Source organism: Bergeyella cardium (assembly GCF_009914665.1).
GTDB classification, from domain to species: Bacteria; Bacteroidota; Bacteroidia; order Flavobacteriales; family Weeksellaceae; genus Bergeyella_A; species Bergeyella_A cardium.
Genome location: NZ_CP029149.1, coordinates 1,830,597 through 1,853,234 on the forward strand (window position 1 = coordinate 1,830,597; position 22,638 = coordinate 1,853,234).

A 22,638-nucleotide genomic window follows, 5' to 3' on the forward strand; every position below is an offset into this window, starting at 1 on the left:
TTCTAAGGCTGTTTTTTATTTCTTCTAATACTTAGGTTCAGGATGATGAGCGCAGTCATTATGATAAGAGAGGCGAGGAGCAGGCCTTTCGGAGCTAAAAGATAGGGAATGGGGTAGAGCCCCGCTATGCCGAGTATGATTTCATTGAGGATAATGCCAAAAATCATTAGATAAATCCCTGCTTTTACCCCTTTATTTAATTCAAAAATACGGATCTCAAGGATTTTCCAGATGAGGAAAAGACTGATTCCCATTAGTAAAACGAGATGCAGGAAGCCAATGACAAAATTGAGATTATCAAATATAAAAGCCCAAGCTGGAATCACGGAAATGCTTTGAAATAAGAATTTCAGGATGAGTGCAGTGCCAGAGACGAGGAATGCCAGCTTTTGCACCGCCGACCAATCTTCAGAGATTTTGGGCCAGTGTTTTTTTATGAGTTTTACTATTAATCCGAATCCGTAGAGCTGCGCAATAGCTACGAACCCAAGAAAAATACTTACAGAAGTAGGGATTCCTCTTAGCCATAGCACCGATAGGCCATAGCCCACGAGCGTGCCCGCTGTCAATAGATGAAAAGCAGTATCGTTTGCCTTTTCAGAGATTTGGATTCCTTTTTTTCTAAGGCTTATCAGCATAATTCCAATGCACGAGAGAAGGAAAAAACCATTGTACTGAAAGTGCATATAGAAATAAGTAGCAGCTCTGTAAAGCTCTGGTAATGATTTCTTACTCGCCATAATATACGCGAGAACGAAGATACCGATTGCTGAGAATAAAGCAGAGAAACTCCCCATCCTGAGCCAAGGGAGCTCGGAGGAAATTCTCCCTTTAGTATCTTTCATTATGAAGGAAAAATAGGCAAAGCCTACGCATAGGGCAAGGGTAGCAAAGATAATCGAAAGCCAGAAATAGCCTCTGTACATAAACGAAAACATCATTCCGTAGGAGGCAATCTGGTTGATGACCATTAGTTTTTTATATTTTTTGATATGGATTCCAAGGCTATCCCTTAGATGCTCTGCCACGAGGAAGTAGAGCAAGGCAGTTACCCAGCCATAAAATGCAAAATGAGAATGAGAGAACCTGAAAAACTTATGCTCTACACCATTAATAGGATAGAGCAGATTATACCTCATTATCACTCCGAGTAGGGAAACTATTAGAAAATTAAAAATACAGAGCCTTATCCAAAAATATTTTTCTTTCATTCTAGCCTGAGAATATATATTTAGGGGTTTATTAAGCAGCTATTCTTCAGCTTCTCTTTGGCGTTTTTCTTCTTCGCTATAAGCATTGATAATCTTTTTCACAACGGGATGCCTTACTACATCCTCTGCTGTAAGATATACGAAACCAATCTCCTCTATACCATCTAAAATCCTAATGGCTTCTTTCAAACCTGATTTTTGTTTTAGTGGTAAATCTACTTGTGAAGGGTCTCCCGTGATGATGAATTTTGCATTCATTCCCATTCTTGTTAGGAACATTTTCATTTGTGCGTGGGTAGTGTTCTGAGCTTCATCTAAGATTACAAAAGCATCGTCTAAAGTACGCCCGCGCATAAAAGCAAGAGGGGCAACTTCTATTATTCTCTTTTCTATGAATGATTCCAGCTTTTCGTGAGGTATCATATCCCGAAGGGCATCGTAGAGCGGTTGCAGATAAGGATCGAGCTTTTCTTTAAGGTCACCAGGTAAGAAGCCGAGATTTTCACCTGCTTCTACAGCGGGACGAGTTAGGATAATCCTTTTTACCTCTTTATCTCTTAAAGCCTTAGCTGCAAGAGCAACGCTTGTATAGGTTTTCCCTGTGCCCGCAGGCCCAATAGCAAAAACCATATCTTTCTTTTCTACTTGCTGCACGAGGCGTTTCAGGTTTGTAGTTTTAGCTTTTATGCTCTTACCATTCACCCCTTTTACTATAATATCCTGATCGAAAATCAATGCCTTTTCAGTTTCGTCTTTTAAAGCTAAGATGTTTTCTATATCATTGATATTTATACTATTATTCCTTGACAGAAAAGCGACAATATCATCCATTTTTTCCTTAAAAATCGCCAAGGTTTCCTTATTTCCTAAAGCGAGAATATGGGCATCTCTTCCCGTGATTTTAAGTGTAGGGAAGAATGATTTTATTAGATTAAAATTTTGATTTCTAATACCGTAAAATGCTTTTATGTCTATATCTACGAGTTCGTAGGCAAGTTCAAACATATAATTTATCTTTTTTTGGGGCTTAAAGATAAAATAAAAAATTAAAATCGATTGATTATTTAAGGCTCAAAGCTCTCAAACTTACCATTCTCATAAAGTAAAATGATTTTTTTGATTTTACTTTCTTCCTTTTTGCTTTGCTCCATAGCCAAAGGGGATGGATTTTCCTCCTTTTTAGGAGAAATTTCTAATGGCTGAGAATCGCTTATATTTTTCTTTTCCACATCTTGTATGGGAATAGGAAATTCTCGCGAAATAGGTTTGGAAGGGCTAATGTTTTCAGATTTATCAGAAATTTCTGTGGGCATCGTAGGGATCTCTTCTTTGCCGAAATTCTCATCATCTATAATAGAAAATAAATCTGATGGCGAAATGTTTTTCTGAGAATCTTTTTCATTTATGAGCATTTCTCCCTCTCCATTAATCAGCCAGTCCCATTGTAGACTAGGGAAGCGTCCTTTTACCTTAGTTATAAAATCTAAGGAAGGCTTGTTTCTCCCAGAAGTGATATGAGAAATTGAAGAGCGAGGCGCATCAATCTCATCCGCAAACTCGGAGGAGGAAAGTCTGAAATGCTCAATAATTTTAGCTATCCTATTATTGATATTCATAATTGTAAAATTTAATTATATTACAAATGTAACATAATTTACAAAATCACAAGAATACAAATGTGAAATAAACAGAGGAAGACCCTATTTAGTTATGTGAAATAATAAATTATATAACTAATATGTAGACTTTTATAGTGTATAATATTGTAAATTAATCAAGATTAGAATTTTTTACAGGGTTTAGTAGAGAAGCAATAATACTTGTACATAATATAAGGATAATGGCTATTAACGAATGTAAAGTTTTAAATCCTATATGCTCCAAATAGGTATGGAAAAGCATTTTTAGTCCTATAAAAGTAAGTAATACTGCTAAACCTAGTTTGAGATATCTCAGTTTATCAACAAAACCTGCAAGTAAAAAGAACATAGACCTAAGCCCTATTATTGCAAATATATTAGAGAAAAATACAATATAAGGGTCTTTTGTAACAGAGAAAATAGCTGGAATACTGTCTACAGCAAATATCAAGTCTGTAAATTCTACGATTATAAGTACTAAAAACAAGGGAGTGATTTTAAAAATCCCATCAATTTTAGCCCAGAATTTCTGCTCAATAAAAGTGTGGTGTATATTAAAATATTTACTTGTAAACTTTACAACAGGGTGATTATGAATATCTATTTCTTCATTCTTATCTTTATCAAAAAACATTTTAATTCCGGAATAAATTAAGAATCCTCCAAAAATATAGAGTATCCAGTCAAATTTACTAATTAAGGTTGCCCCTAAGAATATGAAGATAAAACGCATTACAATCGCTCCTAAAATCCCCCAGAAAAGCACTCTGTGATAATTCTCTTTGGCTACATTAAAGGAGGTAAATATGAGCAGCATAACAAAAATATTATCCACAGAAAGAGCATATTCTACTATATAGCCTGTAAAAAATTCCACAGCAAGATTTTGATTATATATACTGATACTTTTATCTAAATTATCTGGAATAATCTGAATAGGGTGGTGATGCTTGTTTACGATATATTCTAATTTCTCAATGCTTGTAATATTATGAATGTAAAAGCCATAGTATCGTAAGAGAATATAAAATCCTGCTGCTAACGAAACTACAAAAACACTCATAAAAGCTGCCTGTTTTACAGATATAGATTTATTTTTTTTGCTTAGAACCCCTAAATCTAAAACCAATATAAAACCTACAAGAAGTAGGAAGCCTATTAAGAATATATTTTCGTGCGACATTTTTAAAATTTAAGCTACCAAAGATACAAAAACTAAATATTTCTCTGTGATTAACTTTTGTAAAACATAGATTAATTAGATTTTTTTGGAAAGTATGCCGTGTTTATCAAATTTATCACTATACAGTATATAGAGACTTGTATTTTATATAAAGCTAATATTATTTATAGCTTTATATAAAAATTGTAATTAACTGATTTAATTTATTGTAGTGTTTGTTGTTGAATATAATTTAATTAACAAAAATATTAACAGACAAAATGTCACATATTGGCGTTTATGTTGTATTACAAATGTAAATAAGTTCTTTTTAAAGCTAAATAGATTATCTTTGAAAAGTTAATTAACATTGTTAAAATGATTTTTGAAGAAAATTATATACAATCGCCCCATTTTCCCTGTCGTTATATTCGCCCAAATAAGTTGTTTCAATTTGTACAGGAGAATCTCAGTAATTATGAAGAAATAGGAAGGTCTCACTTAGAAAAACCTATCTACAAAGCGAGTTTTGGTACTGGAAAAATAAAAATAATTGCCTGGTCTCAGATGCACGGAAATGAGAGTAATGCTACCCTTGCTATGCTTGATTTATTGGAAACCTGGAAAAAACATCCTGCATTATTAGATGAAATCTTCCAAAAAGTACAGTTAGATTTTATTTTTATGCTCAATCCTGACGGCTCTGAGAGGTGGACAAGAAGAAATGCTATTGATATAGATGTGAATCGAGATTTTTTTAAAGAATCAAGTAAGGAGATCCGTGTTCTAAAAGAAACTGTATCAAGTTTGCATTATGACTATGCATTTAATCTCCACGAACAAAGGACAATATACAGTACGGATGGTATTCACCCTGCAACGATGTCTTTTTTATCGCCATCTGAGAATGAAGAGCGGGAGATTACCGAAACGAGGAAAAAAAGTATGGCTGTTATCAGCTATATTTCTAAGCAAATGGAGAGGATTATCCCCCACCATATCGCGAGGTATACAGATGAGTTTTACCCCACTTCCACAGGAGATAACTTTACTAAAATGGGAATCCCTACAATTTTATTTGAGGGTGGTCATTTTGAGCAAGATTATTTAAGACATCAAACCAGAAAGTATTATACCATAGCATTGTATTACGGCTTAAAAGCCATTTCAGAGCTCACAAATTCAACCAAAGACTGGGAGGATTATTTTAATTTGCCAGAAAATAAAGAAGACCATTTTGACATTATATATAGGAATGTAAAGCTCAATACGGATTATGATTGTGTACTGGATATTGCAGTACAGTACCAGGAGCAGATTTTGGAAGGAAATCAGGAGATTTCCTTTGTACCTATTGTAGTGGAAGTTGGTGATTGTAGCAGAAAGAAAGGTTGGGAAGAAATTGATTGTACTGATAAGTATTTTAAGAGTGAAAGCCTCTTCCCAAAGCTCGATTCTCCACAAAATTTTGATATAGTATAAGTTATCAGGATATTAAATTGATATTATGTTATTAGAAATAAAAAATCTTTCATTTTCCTATGAGGAAGATAAGCCCATCTTTAAAAATCTCAATCTCAGTTTTGATAAAGGGAGAATTATCGCACTGGCAGGTGAAAGTGGCTGTGGAAAATCCACACTTTTAAGTCTTATTTATGGGCTTTATGACTGGCAGGAGGGGGAGATTTTCCTTGAAGGGAAACCTCTTTGGGGACCTAAAGGAAACCTTGTTCCTGGTGAGCTGGAGATGAAATTTGTAGCGCAGGACTATGATTTAATGCCCTATGCAACCGTGGCAGATAATGTAGGTAAGTTCATTTCTAATATTGATTTAAACTACAAACGAGAGCGGGTAAATGAACTGTTAAGAGTAGTGGGTATGGAAGAGTTTACAAATGTGAAACCCAAATTTCTTAGTGGTGGGCAGCAGCAAAGAGTTGCTATTGCACGAGCGTTATCTGTTCCTCAAAAACTGATATTATTAGATGAACCATTTAGTAATCTCGATTATCCAAGAAAGGTAGAGCTTAGAGAAAATCTCTTTGAATATGCACAGAAAGAGGAAATTTCTATGCTTATCTCTACTCACGAAATTGAGGAAATAATGCCTTGGTTGGATGAAATCATTATACTGAAACAAGGCAAAATTGTACAGCACGATATTCCTGAAATTGTGTATCAACAGCCCGTAAATGAATATGTAGCTAAACTTTTTGGAGAGGTTAATATCTTTTCAGAGGAGGAGAGAAACAGGTTGGGTATTAGTAAAAATATGTATTATCCATCAGAATTGAGAGTGATAGAAAAGGGTGGTTGGGAAGCAGAGGTATTAGAGTCTCGTTTTTCTGGATCCTTTTATAGAAGTAAGTTATCACTAATTGGTAAAAAGCTCATTATTTATACCTCTCACGAGCTTGTGGGTAGTGTGAATATCTCTTTTTAATCTCCAAGAAATTCTTTATTATACGATAATTTTCAAATGTAAATAAATCTTAAAACTTATTATAAACACAAAATAGAAACTATGCAAAAATTTTTCATCAAAAGGATTTATGAGCAACCATCCGCAGAAGATGGATACAGAGTTTTAATCGATAGACTTTGGGCGCGTGGTATTACAAAAGAAGAAGCGCAGCTCGATGAATGGAATAAAGACTTGGCGCCTTCCAATGAACTTAGAAAGTGGTTTCACGAGGATAGTATCAATCGTTGGGAGGCTTTTGTACAAAAATATAATGCCGAGCTCAAAACCAATTCCTCTGCTGTAGAGGATTTCCTTACCCGAGTAAAAGACCAGCAAAAGGTTACCTTAGTCTTTGCAGCTAAAGATGAGCAGCACTCACAAGCCCCTATCTTACGAGATTATTTAAATCATATTTTATAGCTTAATCATAATAGCAGTAGCAAGGTGAGCGATTAGAGATTGTATCTTAGTGTATAGTGAATTTGTATAAAAACCTTACTTTATGCTATGAATAATCATCCCTCGAATAAGTAAATGCTCCTCAGATTATGGTGCGCCTCACTGGCTATGATGCGTGTGCACCATATACCACACCAAGTGTTCCCCATACGAGTGTCTAAGTGCATCACCTGCAAGGTGTGCTAGAAGCTAAGAGCTAAAAGCCAAAAGCTAATTGTGGTTGGGTAATAAGTTTTTCTTATTTTCGTTGTCCTAAAAAATAAAAAGATACAAGAGGATATGAATACTCATAAAATTTTTCTTTCTGTGGCGGTGCTTTCTTTTGTTTTGGGCGGTGCACAGCAGTCAAAATACTTCAGCGATAAGGAAAATTATCGATGGGGCTTAGCAGAGAATCTTTATCAAACGAAAATCTATAGCGCTTCGCAGTACGAGTATGCGAGGCAATATTTTTTTAGTTCGCATCTTTCGCACTCGCGGCAGGAGGCTTCGCAGTTTTTTGATGCGATTGTGGGCGTCATTCTCCAAAAAAATTATGCGGAGAAAGGCTTAGAGGCATTTATGAGGGACTATCCTCAGTCCGCCTATTTCGCAAAAGCAAGCCTTCCGCTGGCAGATTATTACCTCACGCAAAAAGATTTTGCTAAGGCATTAGAAACTTTGGAGAAGGTAGATGGGCATCAGCTTTCAAAGGAAGAAAATACGGACTACATCCTTAAAAAAGGCTATGCAAAATTTATGATAGGCGATACGAAAGGAGCAATCCGAGACCTAAACCAAGCGCATCATCAGATTGATGAAGAGCACAGGGCAGAGGTAGCCTATATGCTCGGGCATTTGCACTATGCCGAGGGGGATAATAAGGAGGCTTTCCAATATTTTGATAGCATAAAAGAGGATGAGAAATATGCACAGCTCGTGCGACCCTACTATGTGCAGCTCTACTTTAATGAGAAGAATTATGATAAGGCAATAGCCGAAGGAAATGAACTGCTGGGCTATGATATTTCAGATGAATACAAAGCCGAAGTACACAAGATAATAGGGGAGAGCTACTTTATGAAAGGCGATTATGAGCAGGCGTATCCTCATTTGAGACTCTATCTCAATACTCAGCAGAGCCCTACGGAGAATGATTTGTATGAGATGGGCTTCGTTTGCTCCCAGCTTCAGAAGTATGAAGAGGCGGTTTCGTATTATAATCAGCTCATCCATTCGAGTTCTGCTATGGCACAAAACGCCTACTATCAGCTGGGGAATGCTTACCTGCAAACGGGAAGAAAGCAAGAGGCGCTTTCGGCATTTCGCTCGGCTTTTCAGATGGATTATGACCTCAAAGTACAGCAACTCGCCAATGAGCAATATGCAAAGCTCAGCTATGATATAGGGAACCCTTTTGAGTCTGCTCCTGCGGTGATACAAGATTATATTCAGAAGTATCCTAAAAGCCCAAAGGTGGCAGAAATGAAGTCCCTACTCGTGAAGTCTTACCTCTATTCGGGGAACTATCGAGAGACTTTGGAGGCTATTGATAAGCTCCCGAACTCCACACCAGAAACCGATAAAATAGACCAAGAAGTATCGTTTTTACTCGGTACGGAGGAGTTTAATAAAGGTAATTTTGATGAAGCAGAGAAATACTTTCTCCGTAGCTTGGAAACGCATCAGAATAAGGAAATAACCCCTCGAGCTACCTACTGGCTTGCGCAGACCTATTATAATAAGGCGAATTATCCTTCTGCGATTGAGCGATATGAACGAATTTTGAAGGAGGACTTCCCAGAGAGGCACCAGTTGCCGTATGACCTTGCATATGCCTACTTCAAAGCGAAGAAATTTGATAAAGCGAAGCAATACTTTAAGGAATATCTCAAAAATCCTAAGCCTGAATTTAAATCCGATGCAGAGCTCAGGCTGGCAGATACTTTCTATGCCGATAATGAACTGAATGAAGCCATAGCCATCTACGATAAAACCGAGGCTTCTGAAGATTATACCTTTTTCCAAAAAGCAATGGCGCTGGGCTTTAAAGGTGATACACAAGCGAAAATCAACAGCTTGAAAACCCTCATCACTAAGCATCCAAACTCTGAATATACAGATGATGCCCTCTACGAGCTTGGGACGGCTTATGCTTCGCAGGATGATTTCACTCATTCTAATGAGTATTTCTCCCGAGTGATTAAAAGCAGTTCTGATAAGGATTTAATTGCAAATGCACAGATTTATAAGGCTCAAAATCTCATCTCACAAGGTCAGGACGAGAAGGCTTTAAATGAATTGAGAACCTTAGGGAGCCAATATAAAAACTCAGCTTATGCCAGCAAAATAGTACAGGCTGCGCGTCCTGTGTTTATAAAGAAAGGAGATGTAGCAGGTTATGAAACTTTTGCAAGCAGTCTAGGTGTGGGTGTAGAATCTTCAGATATAGATGAAATCAATCTCAGTACAGCAAGGAGCCTTTATGCTAAGAGGGATTATAAAAACGCCATCGTTTATTATGAGAAATACCTCTCTAAGAATCCTGCTGGTGAGGGACTTTATCAGGCGCAGTATGAGCTGGGAGAATCTCTGTATCAAACCAAGAATACTAATAAAGCCCTTGCTGTGCTTCATCAAGTGGCAGAGGTGCAAAACGATTATCAGGAAGATGCACAGACGAGGATAGCACAAATCTATCTCTCTCAAAACAAAACCAATGAAGCGAAACAATATCTGGAAGTGCTTAGCCAGTCCGCAAATACAAATATTAAAACCTTTGCCTCTGTGGAACTGATGAAGCTCTTTGCTGCTCAGGGAGATTTTAAACAAGCTGAAAAATATGCTGATATTGTTATCTCTACCCCGAATAATTCTATCTCTACTCTGGAAATAGCAAAAGTCATTAAGGCTCGTTCTCTGATGAACAGCGGTAGAGATAAAGAGGCTCAAAAGGCTTATGCTTCATTAGAAAAGTCTTTAAATACTGAGGTGGCAGCAGAGGCGCTCTATGTAAAGGCTTTCTACCAAAATAAAGCAAAGGCATATAAGTCCTCAAACGAGACGGTCTTTAAACTGGCAAATAACTATTCCTCTGAAGAGTATTGGGGAGCGAAAGCACTACTTGTAATGGCAAGAAATTATATCGGTCTAAAAGATAAATATCAGGCGAGCTATATGGTAGATCAGCTGATAGAGAATTATACCGATTACCCAGATATTATATCCGAAGCAAAAGAGATAAAGAAATTGATTAAATAAGGTTTTTATAATATTTGTCATATTTTTTAAATCGGAAATTAATACATTTGCAGCATTAAAATAGTTTTATAAATTATGAAAAAGTTAATGTGTTTAGCTCTTTTAGGATTTGGATTAAGTTTCGGATTTGCACAAGAGCAAGAAAAAGGAACTCAGGAAACTGAGAAAAAAGAATGTTGTAAAGCTGATGCAAAGAAAGATAAAGATTGTTGCAAGGCAGACAACGAAGGTAAGCAAGCAGACTGCTGCAAGAAAGATGCAAAAGGTAAGACAGCAGCTTGTTGCAAGACCAAAAACAAAAAAGAGAAAAAGGCTTGTTGCTCTACTAAGAAATAACAAGTACTTCCTTAACTTAAAATGTGGTAATAATAGAGTTGCCACATTTTTTATTCCGTATTATAATTAGAGATTAGATGGATTATAAGCAAATTTCTACCGAGATATACAACGATGTTCTCGCAGGGGAAAACTTGGGCAGCCTACCTTCATACATCCCCGAGCTGGCTTCGGTGAGCAAAGATAAATTTGGTGTATTTTTCTTCGGGTTGAAAGAAGAATCTTTCGGGATAGGAGACTATCAAGAGAAGTTCTCCATACAGAGTATTGCCAAAGTACTATCAATGTCCCTCGCCTACAGAGAGCTGGGTGCAGATATTTGGAATAGGGTAAATGTAGAACCTTCGGGTACTTCTTTCAACTCATTGGTTCAGCTGGAAACAGATGCAGGAATCCCCAGAAATCCACTCATCAATGCAGGGGCTATTGTGGTATGCGATATCCTTCTTTCCCTGTTTAATGATGCTCCAGAGCGTTTTCTGAATTTCGTAAGGCATCTTGCTAATAACAGCAATATTGATTATTCTAAAAGAATTGCAGAGTCTGAAAAATCGGTAGGATACCGTAATTATGCCCTTTGCTACTATTTAAAATCGTTAGGAAATATCCATAATAGCCCTGAGGAGGTACTGGATTTTTACTTTAATCTCTGCTCCATAGAGATGACCTGCGAGGAGCTTGCCTACACTTTTTCCTTTTTGGCAAATGATGGAATTACCTTACACGATAATAAAACTGTGCTGAATAACAGCTTTGCCAAGCGGGTAAATGCTATAATGCAGACTTGTGGATTTTATGATGAGTCTGGAGAGTTTGCCTTTCGTGTAGGGCTACCTGGTAAGAGTGGTGTAGGCGGAGGGATTGCTGCCGTGATGCCTGACCATTACAGCATTGTGGTGTGGAGCCCCAGTCTTAATGCAAAAGGAAATTCCTATCGCGGGATGAAGTTTCTCGAAGACTTTACTACGAGAACCAAAATCTCTGTTTTTTAACTTTATAAAATGATGAATTAGAATGTTTAGAATTATATCTGGAAAATGGAAAGCTAAGAAAATCTCTGCTCCCAAGCATTTTGAAGTACGACCTACGACCGACTTTGCTAAAGAGGCTCTGTTTAGCATATTGGAGAATAAGTACGATTTTGAGTATTGTATGGTGTTGGATTTATTTGCGGGTATTGGTTCTATCTCGTTAGAGTTCGCTTCTCGTGACTGTCAGGACATTACCTCCGTAGAGCTCAATCCCAAGCATACTGCCTTTATCAATGCTACAGCGGCAGATTTAGAAATGTCTCTTCAAATGAATATACAGCGTGCAGATGTCTATGACTGGCTGAAAAAAAACAAAGGCAGGAAGCGGTATGATATTATCTTTGCAGACCCACCTTTTGACTCTACAGATGAGAGTAAATATCAGGAGCTTATCTCCCAAGTGCTGAGCAATAAATATCTGAAAGAAAATGCAGTATTTGTATTGGAGCACAACAGTAGACTGAAACTGGAGCACCCCAATATCTCCTCTACCCGAAAGTATGGGAATATTAGTTTTAGTTTTATACATTCTGGTGAGTAGGTAGTAGCTCCGTACAAAAAAATAATGAAAAAAAATAGATAAAATATCATGTTTCAAAAATAATTTCTATATTTGTCTCACTTTTAAAGGGAAATATGCAGAAAAATATAAGAAGTTATGGCTGGAACTATACATATGGAGTTCTATTTTCAGAGGATGAAATCCCTCCGAGTAGCTTCTTTTATTCCTAAAAATATAGAGATAGATATAAGAGATTTAGTGAGTACTTAGGCTTTCTTGCATATGCAAGTGAGCCTAATTGCTTTTTGCAGGGTAAGTATTAAGTTAAACCATTTAAATTATATTATTATGAAGTTTAAAATCATTAAAAAGGGAAAACCCGGAGTAGTGGGTGGCGGAGAAAAAAAGTATTACGCTTCCCCAGTGTATTCAGGTGAGTTAGATTTGGATGAGCTCACAGCAAGAATAGAGAAAATCTCTACAGTAAGTGGTGCTGATGTACGCGCAGTGCTTTACTCGATGGTAGATGTAATTTCTCTTGAACTTTCAGAGGGTAAAATCGTAAGAATGGGAGATTTAGGTTCTCTGCGACTGAGTTTTAGCAGCGAAGGTAAGAAAGAGGAAAAGGAAGTAAACGCATCTTGTATTAAAGCATTGAATTTCATCTTTACTGCAGGAGCAAGACTCAAAAAGTTGATGAACGATACAAAGTTTGAGAAGAAAATCTAACATTTTTAAAACATTCTTTGACCACAAAATAAACGCCCTTTAGAGGTGTTTATTTAAAGAAAAAGGCGGAACAGTTCCGTCTTTTTTTATTGAAGAGCTTTCTCAATAGAAATCTATGAACTTTATTAAGAAAAATTTTTACTGTGTTAAGGCATTTTCTATATCTGGAAGTAGAAAAATCTATAATTGAATTCTTTTTATTTCGTACTGATGAAAAAGAAATTTCATAGTGATGAAAATATAATTTCGTACTGATGAAAATATAATTTCGTAGTGATGAAATTCTCAGTATTTAGTATTGAGGGCTAATTTGCTTATTATGAGAGCCTCACCGGCTACGGTGTGTCTTACTGGTGATGGTGCTATAAGGGTGGTTGGCTTTGAATTAAAAATTCTATTTTTGCAGCTCAAAAAATAGATTATGTCAGCAGTAAAAATAGGAACAGTACAGATGTCTTGCGTAAAGGATAAGCAGGAAAACCTGAATAAAGCCATAGAAAAAGTGAGGGAAGCGGCAGCGAGAGGTGCTCAGATTGTTTGTCTTCAAGAGTTATTTACTTCACTATACTTCTGTGATGTGGAAGATTATGACAATTTTGACCTTGCGGAATCTATACCTGGACCTTCCACAGATGCACTTTCTGCAGTAGCAAAGGAGCTGGGGGTGGTAATTATCGCTTCGCTTTTTGAGAAAAGGGCTGAGGGGCTTTACCATAATACTACGGCTATCCTCGATGCAGATGGTTCATACCTTGGGAAATATCGCAAAATGCATATACCTGATGACCCTGCTTATTACGAGAAATTTTACTTTACACCAGGTGATATGGGTTATAAAGTCTTTAAAACTCAATTCGGTAGGGTAGGAGTACTTATTTGCTGGGACCAGTGGTATCCCGAAGCATCTAGGATTACAGCATTGATGGGAGCAGATATTCTTTTCTATCCTACGGCTATCGGCTGGGCTACAGATCAGGATGAAGAGACCAATAGAGACCAGTATAATGCGTGGCAGATTATTCAGCGTTCGCATTCGGTAGCGAATGGTTTGCCTGTAGTTTCCGTAAACCGAGTGGGTTATGAGCAGGATGGAGCAATGAAATTCTGGGGAGGAAGTTTTGTAACCAATGCACAGGGCAAGCTCCTTTATCTTGCTTCCCACAATGAGGAAGAGGTAGCTGTAACCGAAGTAGAACTCGGGCAAACCGATTATATGAGAAGGCATTGGCCATTCCTTAGAGACAGAAGAATAGATAGCTATCAACCTATTCTTAAAAGATTTATAGACGAAGATTAATCCCTACTCGATAAAGAAATGAATACTCAGGTAGATACTACAAAAACCCCGAAATCTCAAGGTTATTTCTTCCCTGCCGAATGGGAAGAGCACGAGGCAACTTGGCTCAGCTGGCCACATAAAGAGGAATCTTGGCCAGGTAAAATTGATACCATTTATCCCGCTTATTGTGAGTTTATAAAGGTGCTTTCCGAAAACGAATTCGTAAGAATAAATGTAGCCGATGAGGAGATGCATAAATCCGCAATGGATGCTATAATGCAGGCAGGAGCAAATTTGGAAAATATTGAAATCTATATACATCCAACTAATGATGCTTGGTGTAGAGACCACGGCCCTGCTTTTCTCATCAACAAAGAAACAGAGACTAAGGTGATTGTAGATTGGGACTATAATGCATGGGGAGGAAAGTATCCACCTTTTGATTTGGATGATGATATTCCTACCAAAGTAGGAGAGGAGCTAAACCTGCCTGTCTTCTATCCTAAGATTATAATGGAGGGAGGTTCAGTAGATTTCAATGGTAAGGGTACAGTGCTCACTTCTAAATCCTGCCTTTTAAATCCTAATAGAAATCCATATCTTAATCAGGAGCAGATAGAGCAATATCTAAAAGATTATTACGGGGTAGAGCAGGTTCTATGGGTAGATGATGGTATTATAGGCGATGATACCGATGGGCATATAGATGATACCATACGATTTGTAAATGAGAATACAGTGCTTGCCGTAGTAGAGGATAATCCAGAGGATGAGAATTATGAAATACTTCAGCACAACCTCAGGCAGCTTAGAGAGATGCATTTATTAGATGGCACGCCGCTCAATATTATAGAACTTCCAATGCCAGACCCTGTTTATTGGGAAGAGCAGAGACTCCCAGCCTCTTATGCCAATTTCTATATTGCTAATAAAACCGTGATTGTGCCTACTTACAGATGCAATAAAGATGCTGTAGCATTAGAGATTATCCAGCAGTGCTTCCCAGATAGAAAGGTAGTAGGGATAGATTCCACCGAGATTATTTGGGGGCTTGGCAGTTTCCATTGCCTCAGCCAGCAGGAACCTTTGGTGTGATATTAAACCTTTAAATAGAGGAACCTTAATCATAAGAAGTCCCGATAGAGAAATGATTATTTAATTATCTTTGTCGGGCTTTTAATTTTTTATTAGAGAATGAAGAAAATTTTAGCGAAACTTATCCTTAAATTGATCGGCTGGAAAATTGTGCTGGATGGCGATGAAGATAGCCTTAATCGGTGTATATTAGTGGTAGCCCCTCATACCCACAACTCGGAATATATACTGGGAAACTTGGCGTATTGGGTACTCGGAAAGCCTCTTAAAATCATTATAAAAGATGCACATACTAAAGCGTGGTATGGCTTTGTGGTAAAAGCTCTTGGGGGGATAGGCATAGATAGAAGCCAGAGAAATGATCTGGTTAATTTTGTGGCTCGTGAATTTGAGAAGGAGGACTTTAGCCTCGTCATTACCCCAGAGGGTACGCGCAGCAGAGTAGAGAAATGGAGGAAAGGTTTCTACTATATGGCAATTACAGCAAAAGTGCCGATAGTTCTCGCTGTAGGCGATTTCAAAACCAAAACAATGCGATTGGGCTATAAAATCTCTTACGAAAGACTCATCCATATGAAATATGAAGAGATGCTGAAGGAGATTTCTGATTATATAAAAAAGCACAATGTAGTAGCAAAAGTCCCTGAAAACTGGAACCCTGATATTCAATAATACAATATGGCGGTAATAACCCTTACTTCCGATTATGGTTTGGTAGATTACAGAGTGGCAGCTATAAAAGGTGCTATTGCCTCTTTGAATGAAAGTGTGAGAGTAATAGACATTACCCACGACATACAGGCATACGATCTGAAGCAAGCCGCCTATATCGTGAGAGATGCTTATAAGTACTTTCCCAAAGGCTCTGTACATATTATTTCGGTGGATAGCTTTTACAGAAAGGAAGTCAAAAGCCTCGTCTATAAAGTAGATGGGCATTATTTCATATCGGCAGATAATGGCATTCTCAGCCTTGTATTTCCAGATATAAACCCAGAGGGCATTTATGAAATCACCTTTAATAACAGGTTTGATGATGTAGTGAATCTCCTCTCGGTAGATGTCTTTGCTCCCATCGCAGTACATCTGTGCAGTGGAGGGCTTCCAGAGGTTATCGGCAGGAGTTTCAGCAATCCGAAAGAGCTCAAACTTCCGATACCTACCTACAAAACTCAGGAGAAAATGATTATAGGTGAAGTTATTTATATAGATAATTTCGGGAATGTGGTTACCAATATATCCAAAGATTTGTTTATGCGAACCAAAGCAGGGTTTTCAGATTTCAAAATTAAATTCAGAACGCTTTCTCTATCTAAAATCTACAATTATTACACGGAGTTTATCACCAATTGGGAAGAGGAACAAGATGGTGTAGGTAAAGCTGTGGCGGTATTCAATAACAGAGAATTACTGGAAATCACCATTTATAAAGGGATGAAAACCAACGGTGCGCAGAGTCTTCTCGGGCTTAGCGTAGGCGAGCGGGTTTATATAGAATACTGCTGATGACAAAGCAAAACACCCTCATCTATGATAAGGGTGTTTGGTGTTAACTAAATAAATATATATGAAAAACTCTACTTTCCTAATATCCTTTTGGCACTATCAGATGCTGCAATCAGCCCTCCTGCCATCATAATAATATCTTTCAGTACGAGCCTGCCTGCCCCTGAAAGGTAAGGGAAGCCGTAGTTGGGTGTAGGCAGGTCTCCTCCAAGGTTGGGTACATAGACTTCTGGTGTAGTGATGAGGAAAGAAAGGGTAACGATTGCCATTCCGAAAGTGAGCAGTCCGCCCCAGAACCCTACCTTTGGAAACCATATCCCAAGCAATACCAGAATACCGATGCTACAAATCATTGTTCCCAATCCGTAAGAGAATACATAAGTACCGTTTTCTTTGTGCCATTCTATATTGGCTTTTACCATTTTCCCTTCTGGGTTTTTGTGCAGTGTATATTCAGGGACAGATTTTCCTTCGTCATTCACTGCCATTTTCCCTGTATTGTGATAGAAAAAGCTCATAAAAGGGCTATTCGTTACAAAGGGTACAATGCCATCTGCCTCGTATTGGAAGGCTTTAAGCCCACCGATCCAAGCCATTACTATAAATATTGCAACTCTGATAAAGTTGATAAAGTTCCTCTGTCCTGAGGCTACAAATTCTAAAAGATTTTTCATTGTATTGATAATTTTAATAAATGATGGTGCAAAAATAATCCACTCTTCAGTCTTAAAGAATGGATAAAAAATGATATTACATAGACTATTTTGCCACTATGGAGATGCCTACATCTTCTCGAAACTTCTTTGGGGAGACGCCTGTTTCTTTCTTAAAATACCTGCTGAAATAGAATTCATCTTCAAAGTGTAGCTCCATAGCGATTTCCTTAATCGGCTTATAGGTAAGGTGCAGGAGTTTCTTTGCTTCAAGAACGATGCGCTCTTGAATGAGTTTAGAAGGGGACTTCCCGAAGTGTTTTTTTATCTTTTTTGAAAAGGTGTTGATAGACAAACCGAATTTCTCTGCATAGAAGCCCACCTCTCGCGTTTGCAAGTAGTGCTCTTCTAATATATTCTGGAAGTTGGTAATATTTTCAAAACTAAAATGCTCATCCAATGTTTCCGACTGCTGAAGCTGTTGTTTTTCCTTGCTACTGAGTGCTAAAATCAATTGTAGATAGGTTCTTACAATTGAAATATCATAATGATTTTGGAGGTCTATAAGGTTTTTCATCTTCTCGCAAATGCTGTTGATTTCCTCAAAAACCTCTTTATTTACACTGATAAAAGGCTGCTGATAGATATTATTAAAGAGTATTCCGTTGCAGGCTACCTCCTTTTTGTGATATTCTATGCAGTAGAAATCTCCGTGAAATTGCAGTGCAGTAATCTCTTTTGCTGTTGTTTCCTTCCATTTTATCACTTGGTAGGGGGTGAGGAAAATTAAATTCCTGCCACTGCATTTGTATTCTGTAAAGTCTATACTGAAACTCGCCTCCCCCTGAAAGATGAAGATAAAATAATAGGGTGCATTCACTCCTTCGGAAAGCTCTTCTATACTCGGTTTATTGATAATGATAGCGTTCATTTTTCAAGAATCTAAAATCTAAAATACGCTCTAATTCCCCCCCCTCCAATGAAGCTACAAATATATAAAATCATTAGTGAGCGGTAGGTAGTAAGCTTTTAGGCAGTAGTACAACTAATAAGCTCTTCTTTATGATAAAAAACGAATAATCTACTTATCATTAGCTCATAGTATGATATCATTTATTTATATTAATTGGTTGACAATTTATATTTTCTTGCAATTCACCTTTTTATTTTGTAATTTTTTTTATTCTAAAAGAAATAATTTCTGAGTTTCCTTATTCTCCATAGGCTATGGTATAAGTGCTCCCCACGCAAGTGGGCTTCTTTACGAAAAGAAAAACACGCTCCACCAAGCCAGTAGCTAATTAAGATTGAGTGTATATAGAAGGTTTATTCTCTAAAAGTAGAGGCGGTCTAAAAAAAATATTTATTTTTGGTCGTCTAAAAAACGATAAAGATGGATAATATTAGGATTATCGCCGAAACGGCAAGAGACTTCGCAGAGAAAAACATCAGACCGCATATAATGGAGTGGGATGAGGCTCAGACCTTTCCCGTAGAACTTTTTAAAGAGCTCGGGCAGATGGGCTTTATGGGCATTATAGTCCCAGAAGAGTACGGCGGTTCTGGCTTGGGATACAATGAATATGTGGCGATTGTAGATGAGATTTCTCAGGTAGACCCCTCTATTGGGCTGTCGGTCGCGGCACATAATTCCCTTTGTACAAACCATATTTTTGAATTTGGAAATGAGGAACAGAAAAGGAAGTGGCTCCCTCAGCTCGCGTCTGGTAAAAGCATAGGTGCGTGGGGGCTTACCGAGCATAATTCGGGTTCGGATTCTGGAAGTATGAATACCACAGCTGTAAGAGATGGGGAGGATTGGGTCATCAACGGGGCTAAAAACTTTATTACCCATGCCATCAGCGGTGATATAGCAGTTGTGATGACGCGAACGGGAGAAAAAGGCACGAGGAATAATGCCACTGCTTTCGTTTTGGAAAAAGGTATGCCCGGCTTTTCGTCTGGTAAAAAGGAAAACAAGCTCGGTATGCGTGCTTCCGAAACAGCTGAGCTTATATTTGATAATGTGCGAGTGCCAGATTCTCATAGGTTAGGAGCGGTAGGCGAAGGCTTTAAGCAGGCGATGAAAATCTTAGATGGTGGGCGTATTTCTATTGCTGCCCTCAGCTTAGGCATTGCGAAAGGAGCTTACAAAGCAGCCCTTAAATACTCCAAAGAGCGGGAGCAGTTTGGCCAGCCCATCAATAAATTTCAGGCGGTTAATTTTATGCTTGCGGATATGGCTACCGAAATCGATGCATCCGAATTGTTGATTTACCGCGCTGCCGAGATGAAAATGGCAAATAAAGTAATGACAAAAGAAGGAGCAATGGCTAAGTATTATGCTTCTGAAGCCTGTGTACGAATTGCCAATAATGCTGTACAAATCTTCGGTGGATACGGTTACAGCAAAGAGTTTCCAGTGGAGAAATTCTACAGAGATTCGAAGCTCTGTACCATTGGTGAAGGCACATCAGAAATCCAGAAATTAGTTATTGGAAGAGAAATTTCAAGGTAAATAAAAATATACGAGATGAGCGGACAATCCATTTTCACACCATTTAAGGAAGAAGAACTCCTCCCAAAAGAAGAAAAGCTCGAGGTACTGAAAAAAGAAAGGAGATTCAGCATTGGAATCCCAAAAGAAACCTGTCTTAATGAGAGGCGCACCTGCATAACTCCAGATGCGGTACAGGTGCTCACCGCAGCGGGGCATAGCATCATTATAGAAGAGGGGGCGGGCAAAGGCTCATTCTTCACAGACCTGCAATATGCCGAAGCAGGTGCCAAAATTGTAAAAACCGCGAGGGAAGCCTTTCAGCAGAATTTAATTTTGAAAGTAAACCCTCCCACATTGGAGGAAATGGACTACCTAAAGCCTTGTTCCTATCTTGTTTCTGCCCTCCAAATCAATTTGAGAGATAAGGAATATTTCCAAAAACTCAGCGAAAAGAAAATAAATGCTATCGCTTTTGAATTTATACAGGATGAATACAAGCAGCTTGCTCTCGTTCGCCTCATTGGTGAGATTGCAGGCACGGCATCTATCCTCTACGCATCGGAATTATTGTCTTTATCTAATGGACTAATGCTCGGTGGTATTACGGGCGTTCGCCCTACCGAAGTAGTGGTTATAGGTGCGGGTATCGTAGGTGAGTTTGCTACCAAAGCCGCTATTGGGCTTGGTGCAAGCGTACGCGTATTTGATAACTCCCTCTCCAAGCTCAGAAGGCTTCATACCCTTGTTGATAGCCGTGTGCCCACCTCCATTATAGACCCGAAAGAGCTCGGTAAAGCCCTAAGACGGGCAGATGTGGTTATAGGAGCGCTCCCCCGCATTAATGCCTCTCCCGTAGTAACCGAAGATATGGTGAAGATGATGAAGAAAGGAAGCGTAATTATAGATGTAGCCATAGATAATGGTAAGGTCTTCGAGACTTCCGAGCTTACGACTATGGCAGAGCAATATATCGTAAAACACGATGTAATCCACTGCGGACTGCCCAACTTAACATCCAGAATGCCGAGAACTACAACCAAAGCCATCTCGAATTTCTTCCTGAGCTATATACTCGCTTATGATGAAGAAGGCGGACTGGAAAATATGCTCGTAAAAAATAATGAAATGAAGCAATCGCTCTATATGTACAAAGGCAGGCATACAAAGAAAATCATCTGCGACCGCTTTGACCTTACTTATCACGATATCAACCTTCTTATTTTTTAATCTACAACTCAATGCGCAAACTTAAATTCTACATTGCGGGGTTTATCCCAGGTCTGTTGCTCGTATTTTTTATTCTCAATCAGAAAGGAGCAAGCTGTAGTGGTTATCTTCCCAACAGCCGTGTTATCGCAGAAACACTAAGCAAAAAAATGATTTACAGTCCCGAGTTTCAAACCAAAATGCAGCGTCTTGGGATAGATGAAGCTAAGGTAAAAGACAGCATTATCCCTCTTGGGGAAATTGACTTCGATAAAAGTGATGCCCAGAAAGAACCTTGCCCCGAGTACTTGATGCTTTCACCGAAGGAAAAGCCTCAGTACATCATTAGATTTAAGAAATGTAAAGACGAGGTTTTCCTCCAAACATTAGAAAAAATAAATAAGAAATAGGAAAGGTTATATCAAGAGCCTTTCCTTTTTAAAGATATTGAATAATAATATTTTAATCACGATAAAAAGTAAAATAGAATGAAAATAGGAATCTTAGGAGGCGGACAGCTCGGAAGAATGCTGATACAAGAGGCATTGAAATACGATGATGAGTTCTTCGTTCTTGACCCAAGCGAGGACTGTCCCTGTGCGAAGATCGCCCATCATACAATAGGCGACTTTAATGATTATAATGAGGTCTTCAACTTTGGAAAAGATAAAGATATAGTTACCATAGAGATAGAGCATATTAATGTACGCGCCCTCGAAGACCTTGAAAAGCAAGGCGTAAAGGTAATCCCCAGCCCAAGTATCATTAAAACCATACAGCAGAAAATTCTCCAGAAGGAATTTTATAAAAATAACGGTATCCCAAGTCCAGATTTCTCAGTCTTCTGGGAAGGCGAGAGAAATCTCTCTGCTCTGAAGCCTCCATTTGTACAAAAAATGAACACAGGAGGTTATGATGGCAAAGGGGTACAAGTAATTAAAAACACCGATGAGCTTCTGAACTTCTGGCAAGCACCTTCGGTAGTGGAAGATTTGGTGGATATAGACAAGGAACTCTCCATTATCCTCGCAAAAAACGAAAAAGGCGAGGTAAAAGCTTTCCCCATCACTGAAATGGTGGCAGACTCCGAGCTTAACCTGTTGGATTTTAACATTTGCCCTGCAGATATTAGCCAGGATACAGAAAAACAGATAGAAGAAATTGCAAAAACCTTTATCCAAAGCGTAGAAGGTGCAGGGCTTTTTGCTATAGAGCTCTTCCTTGATAAAAAAGGTAAGGTCTGGGTAAATGAAACCGCTCCTAGACTTCATAACTCTGGACATCAGAGCCAAGAAGGGAACTTTAATTCCCAATTTGAGCAGTTCTATCGTGTGATTAAGAACCTCCCACTCGCAGATACTGAGGCTAAAGGTTTTTCGGGGATGCTCAACCTCGTTGGTGAAGTGGGCTATTCTGGAAAAGTGAAATATAATGGGTTAGAAGAAATTCTGAAGCTCCCCAAAACCTATGTACACCTCTATGGAAAGACAGAAACCAAACCTGGAAGAAAAATGGGGCATATTAATGTACTTGCAGACTCCAGGGAAGAGCTTATGGAGCGTCTTATCCACATTAAATCTTTAGTAAAAGTAGTATCTGAATAAAAAATCATCAATTAAAAGCAA

22 protein-coding genes are annotated in these 22,638 nt (G+C 38.2%); 16 read left to right on the forward strand and 6 right to left on the reverse strand.

Annotation, left to right across the window (positions count from 1 at the left end; translation table 11 throughout):
- Positions 1–2 precede the first annotated feature (2 nt).
- The 4 genes from DBX24_RS08370 to DBX24_RS08385 all read right to left on the reverse strand — a co-directional run bounded on the left by DBX24_RS08370 (position 3) and on the right by DBX24_RS08385 (position 4,034).
- Positions 3–1,139: a hypothetical protein gene (locus DBX24_RS08370; protein ID WP_120489080.1), complete on the reverse strand. Its 1,137-nt coding sequence runs from the start codon at positions 1,137–1,139 to the stop codon at positions 3–5.
- 111 nt (positions 1,140–1,250) lie between these two features.
- Positions 1,251–2,216 carry a PhoH family protein gene (locus tag DBX24_RS08375; RefSeq protein WP_160224570.1) on the reverse strand — a complete coding sequence of 322 codons (966 nt, stop codon included), beginning with the start codon at positions 2,214–2,216 and terminating at the stop codon, positions 1,251–1,253.
- Positions 2,217–2,275: 59 nt separating this feature from the next.
- Positions 2,276–2,827, reverse strand: coding sequence for a helix-turn-helix domain-containing protein (locus DBX24_RS08380; protein WP_160224571.1), 552 nt, complete (start codon positions 2,825–2,827; stop codon positions 2,276–2,278).
- 154 nt (positions 2,828–2,981) lie between these two features.
- Positions 2,982–4,034, reverse strand: coding sequence for a TerC/Alx family metal homeostasis membrane protein (locus DBX24_RS08385; protein WP_120489077.1), 1,053 nt, complete (start codon positions 4,032–4,034; stop codon positions 2,982–2,984).
- Positions 4,035–4,391: 357 nt separating this feature from the next.
- Here DBX24_RS08385 and DBX24_RS08390 point away from each other — a divergent pair, with 357 nt between their 5' ends.
- From DBX24_RS08390 to DBX24_RS08445, 12 genes are all read left to right on the forward strand, one after another.
- Positions 4,392–5,495, forward strand: coding sequence for a M14 family zinc carboxypeptidase (locus DBX24_RS08390; protein ID WP_160224572.1), 1,104 nt, complete (start codon positions 4,392–4,394; stop codon positions 5,493–5,495).
- 25 nt (positions 5,496–5,520) lie between these two features.
- Positions 5,521–6,456, forward strand: a complete 936-nt coding sequence (locus tag DBX24_RS08395) for an ABC transporter ATP-binding protein (protein WP_120489075.1) — start codon at positions 5,521–5,523, stop codon at positions 6,454–6,456.
- Positions 6,457–6,537: 81 nt separating this feature from the next.
- Complete coding sequence (locus tag DBX24_RS08400) at positions 6,538–6,897, forward strand: DUF488 domain-containing protein (protein ID WP_120489074.1); 360 nt, start codon at positions 6,538–6,540, stop codon at positions 6,895–6,897.
- A gap of 318 nt (positions 6,898–7,215) precedes the next feature.
- Positions 7,216–10,176, forward strand: coding sequence for a tetratricopeptide repeat protein (locus tag DBX24_RS08405; RefSeq protein ID WP_160224573.1), 2,961 nt, complete (start codon positions 7,216–7,218; stop codon positions 10,174–10,176).
- A 75-nt stretch (positions 10,177–10,251) separates the two neighbouring features.
- Positions 10,252–10,512, forward strand: coding sequence for a hypothetical protein (locus DBX24_RS08410; RefSeq protein WP_120489072.1), 261 nt, complete (start codon positions 10,252–10,254; stop codon positions 10,510–10,512).
- 77 nt (positions 10,513–10,589) lie between these two features.
- The gene (locus DBX24_RS08415; protein ID WP_120489071.1) at positions 10,590–11,504 is read left to right on the forward strand and encodes a glutaminase; all 915 of its coding nucleotides are present in this window, start codon (positions 10,590–10,592) and stop codon (positions 11,502–11,504) included.
- A gap of 22 nt (positions 11,505–11,526) precedes the next feature.
- Positions 11,527–12,084: an RsmD family RNA methyltransferase gene (locus DBX24_RS08420; RefSeq protein ID WP_120489070.1), complete on the forward strand. Its 558-nt coding sequence runs from the start codon at positions 11,527–11,529 to the stop codon at positions 12,082–12,084.
- A gap of 309 nt (positions 12,085–12,393) precedes the next feature.
- Complete coding sequence (locus tag DBX24_RS08425) at positions 12,394–12,774, forward strand: HU family DNA-binding protein (RefSeq protein WP_374210807.1); 381 nt, start codon at positions 12,394–12,396, stop codon at positions 12,772–12,774.
- Positions 12,775–13,195: 421 nt separating this feature from the next.
- Complete coding sequence (locus DBX24_RS08430; protein WP_160224574.1) at positions 13,196–14,071, forward strand: carbon-nitrogen hydrolase; 876 nt, start codon at positions 13,196–13,198, stop codon at positions 14,069–14,071.
- An 18-nt stretch (positions 14,072–14,089) separates the two neighbouring features.
- The gene (locus tag DBX24_RS08435; RefSeq protein WP_120489068.1) at positions 14,090–15,148 is read left to right on the forward strand and encodes an agmatine deiminase family protein; all 1,059 of its coding nucleotides are present in this window, start codon (positions 14,090–14,092) and stop codon (positions 15,146–15,148) included.
- A gap of 99 nt (positions 15,149–15,247) precedes the next feature.
- Positions 15,248–15,820: a 1-acyl-sn-glycerol-3-phosphate acyltransferase gene (locus DBX24_RS08440; RefSeq protein ID WP_160224575.1), complete on the forward strand. Its 573-nt coding sequence runs from the start codon at positions 15,248–15,250 to the stop codon at positions 15,818–15,820.
- 6 nt (positions 15,821–15,826) lie between these two features.
- Positions 15,827–16,654: an SAM hydrolase/SAM-dependent halogenase family protein gene (locus DBX24_RS08445; protein WP_160224576.1), complete on the forward strand. Its 828-nt coding sequence runs from the start codon at positions 15,827–15,829 to the stop codon at positions 16,652–16,654.
- 71 nt (positions 16,655–16,725) lie between these two features.
- Here DBX24_RS08445 and DBX24_RS08450 read toward each other — a convergent pair whose 3' ends face one another.
- Positions 16,726–17,328, reverse strand: coding sequence for a DUF417 family protein (locus DBX24_RS08450; RefSeq protein ID WP_120489065.1), 603 nt, complete (start codon positions 17,326–17,328; stop codon positions 16,726–16,728).
- An 85-nt stretch (positions 17,329–17,413) separates the two neighbouring features.
- Entirely contained in the window at positions 17,414–18,238 is an 825-nt protein-coding gene (locus tag DBX24_RS08455) for a helix-turn-helix domain-containing protein (protein ID WP_160224577.1), read from the reverse strand.
- Between the two features lie 462 nt (positions 18,239–18,700).
- Between DBX24_RS08455 and DBX24_RS08460 the strand changes: the two genes are divergently transcribed.
- From DBX24_RS08460 to DBX24_RS08475, 4 genes are all read left to right on the forward strand, one after another.
- Entirely contained in the window at positions 18,701–19,825 is a 1,125-nt protein-coding gene (locus tag DBX24_RS08460; protein ID WP_160224578.1) for an acyl-CoA dehydrogenase family protein, read from the forward strand.
- A gap of 15 nt (positions 19,826–19,840) precedes the next feature.
- Positions 19,841–21,034: an alanine dehydrogenase gene (locus DBX24_RS08465; protein ID WP_120489062.1), complete on the forward strand. Its 1,194-nt coding sequence runs from the start codon at positions 19,841–19,843 to the stop codon at positions 21,032–21,034.
- A gap of 11 nt (positions 21,035–21,045) precedes the next feature.
- Positions 21,046–21,423, forward strand: coding sequence for a DUF4258 domain-containing protein (locus tag DBX24_RS08470; RefSeq protein WP_160224579.1), 378 nt, complete (start codon positions 21,046–21,048; stop codon positions 21,421–21,423).
- Positions 21,424–21,501: 78 nt separating this feature from the next.
- The gene (locus tag DBX24_RS08475; protein WP_160224580.1) at positions 21,502–22,617 is read left to right on the forward strand and encodes a 5-(carboxyamino)imidazole ribonucleotide synthase; all 1,116 of its coding nucleotides are present in this window, start codon (positions 21,502–21,504) and stop codon (positions 22,615–22,617) included.
- Positions 22,618–22,638: the final 21 nt, after the last annotated feature.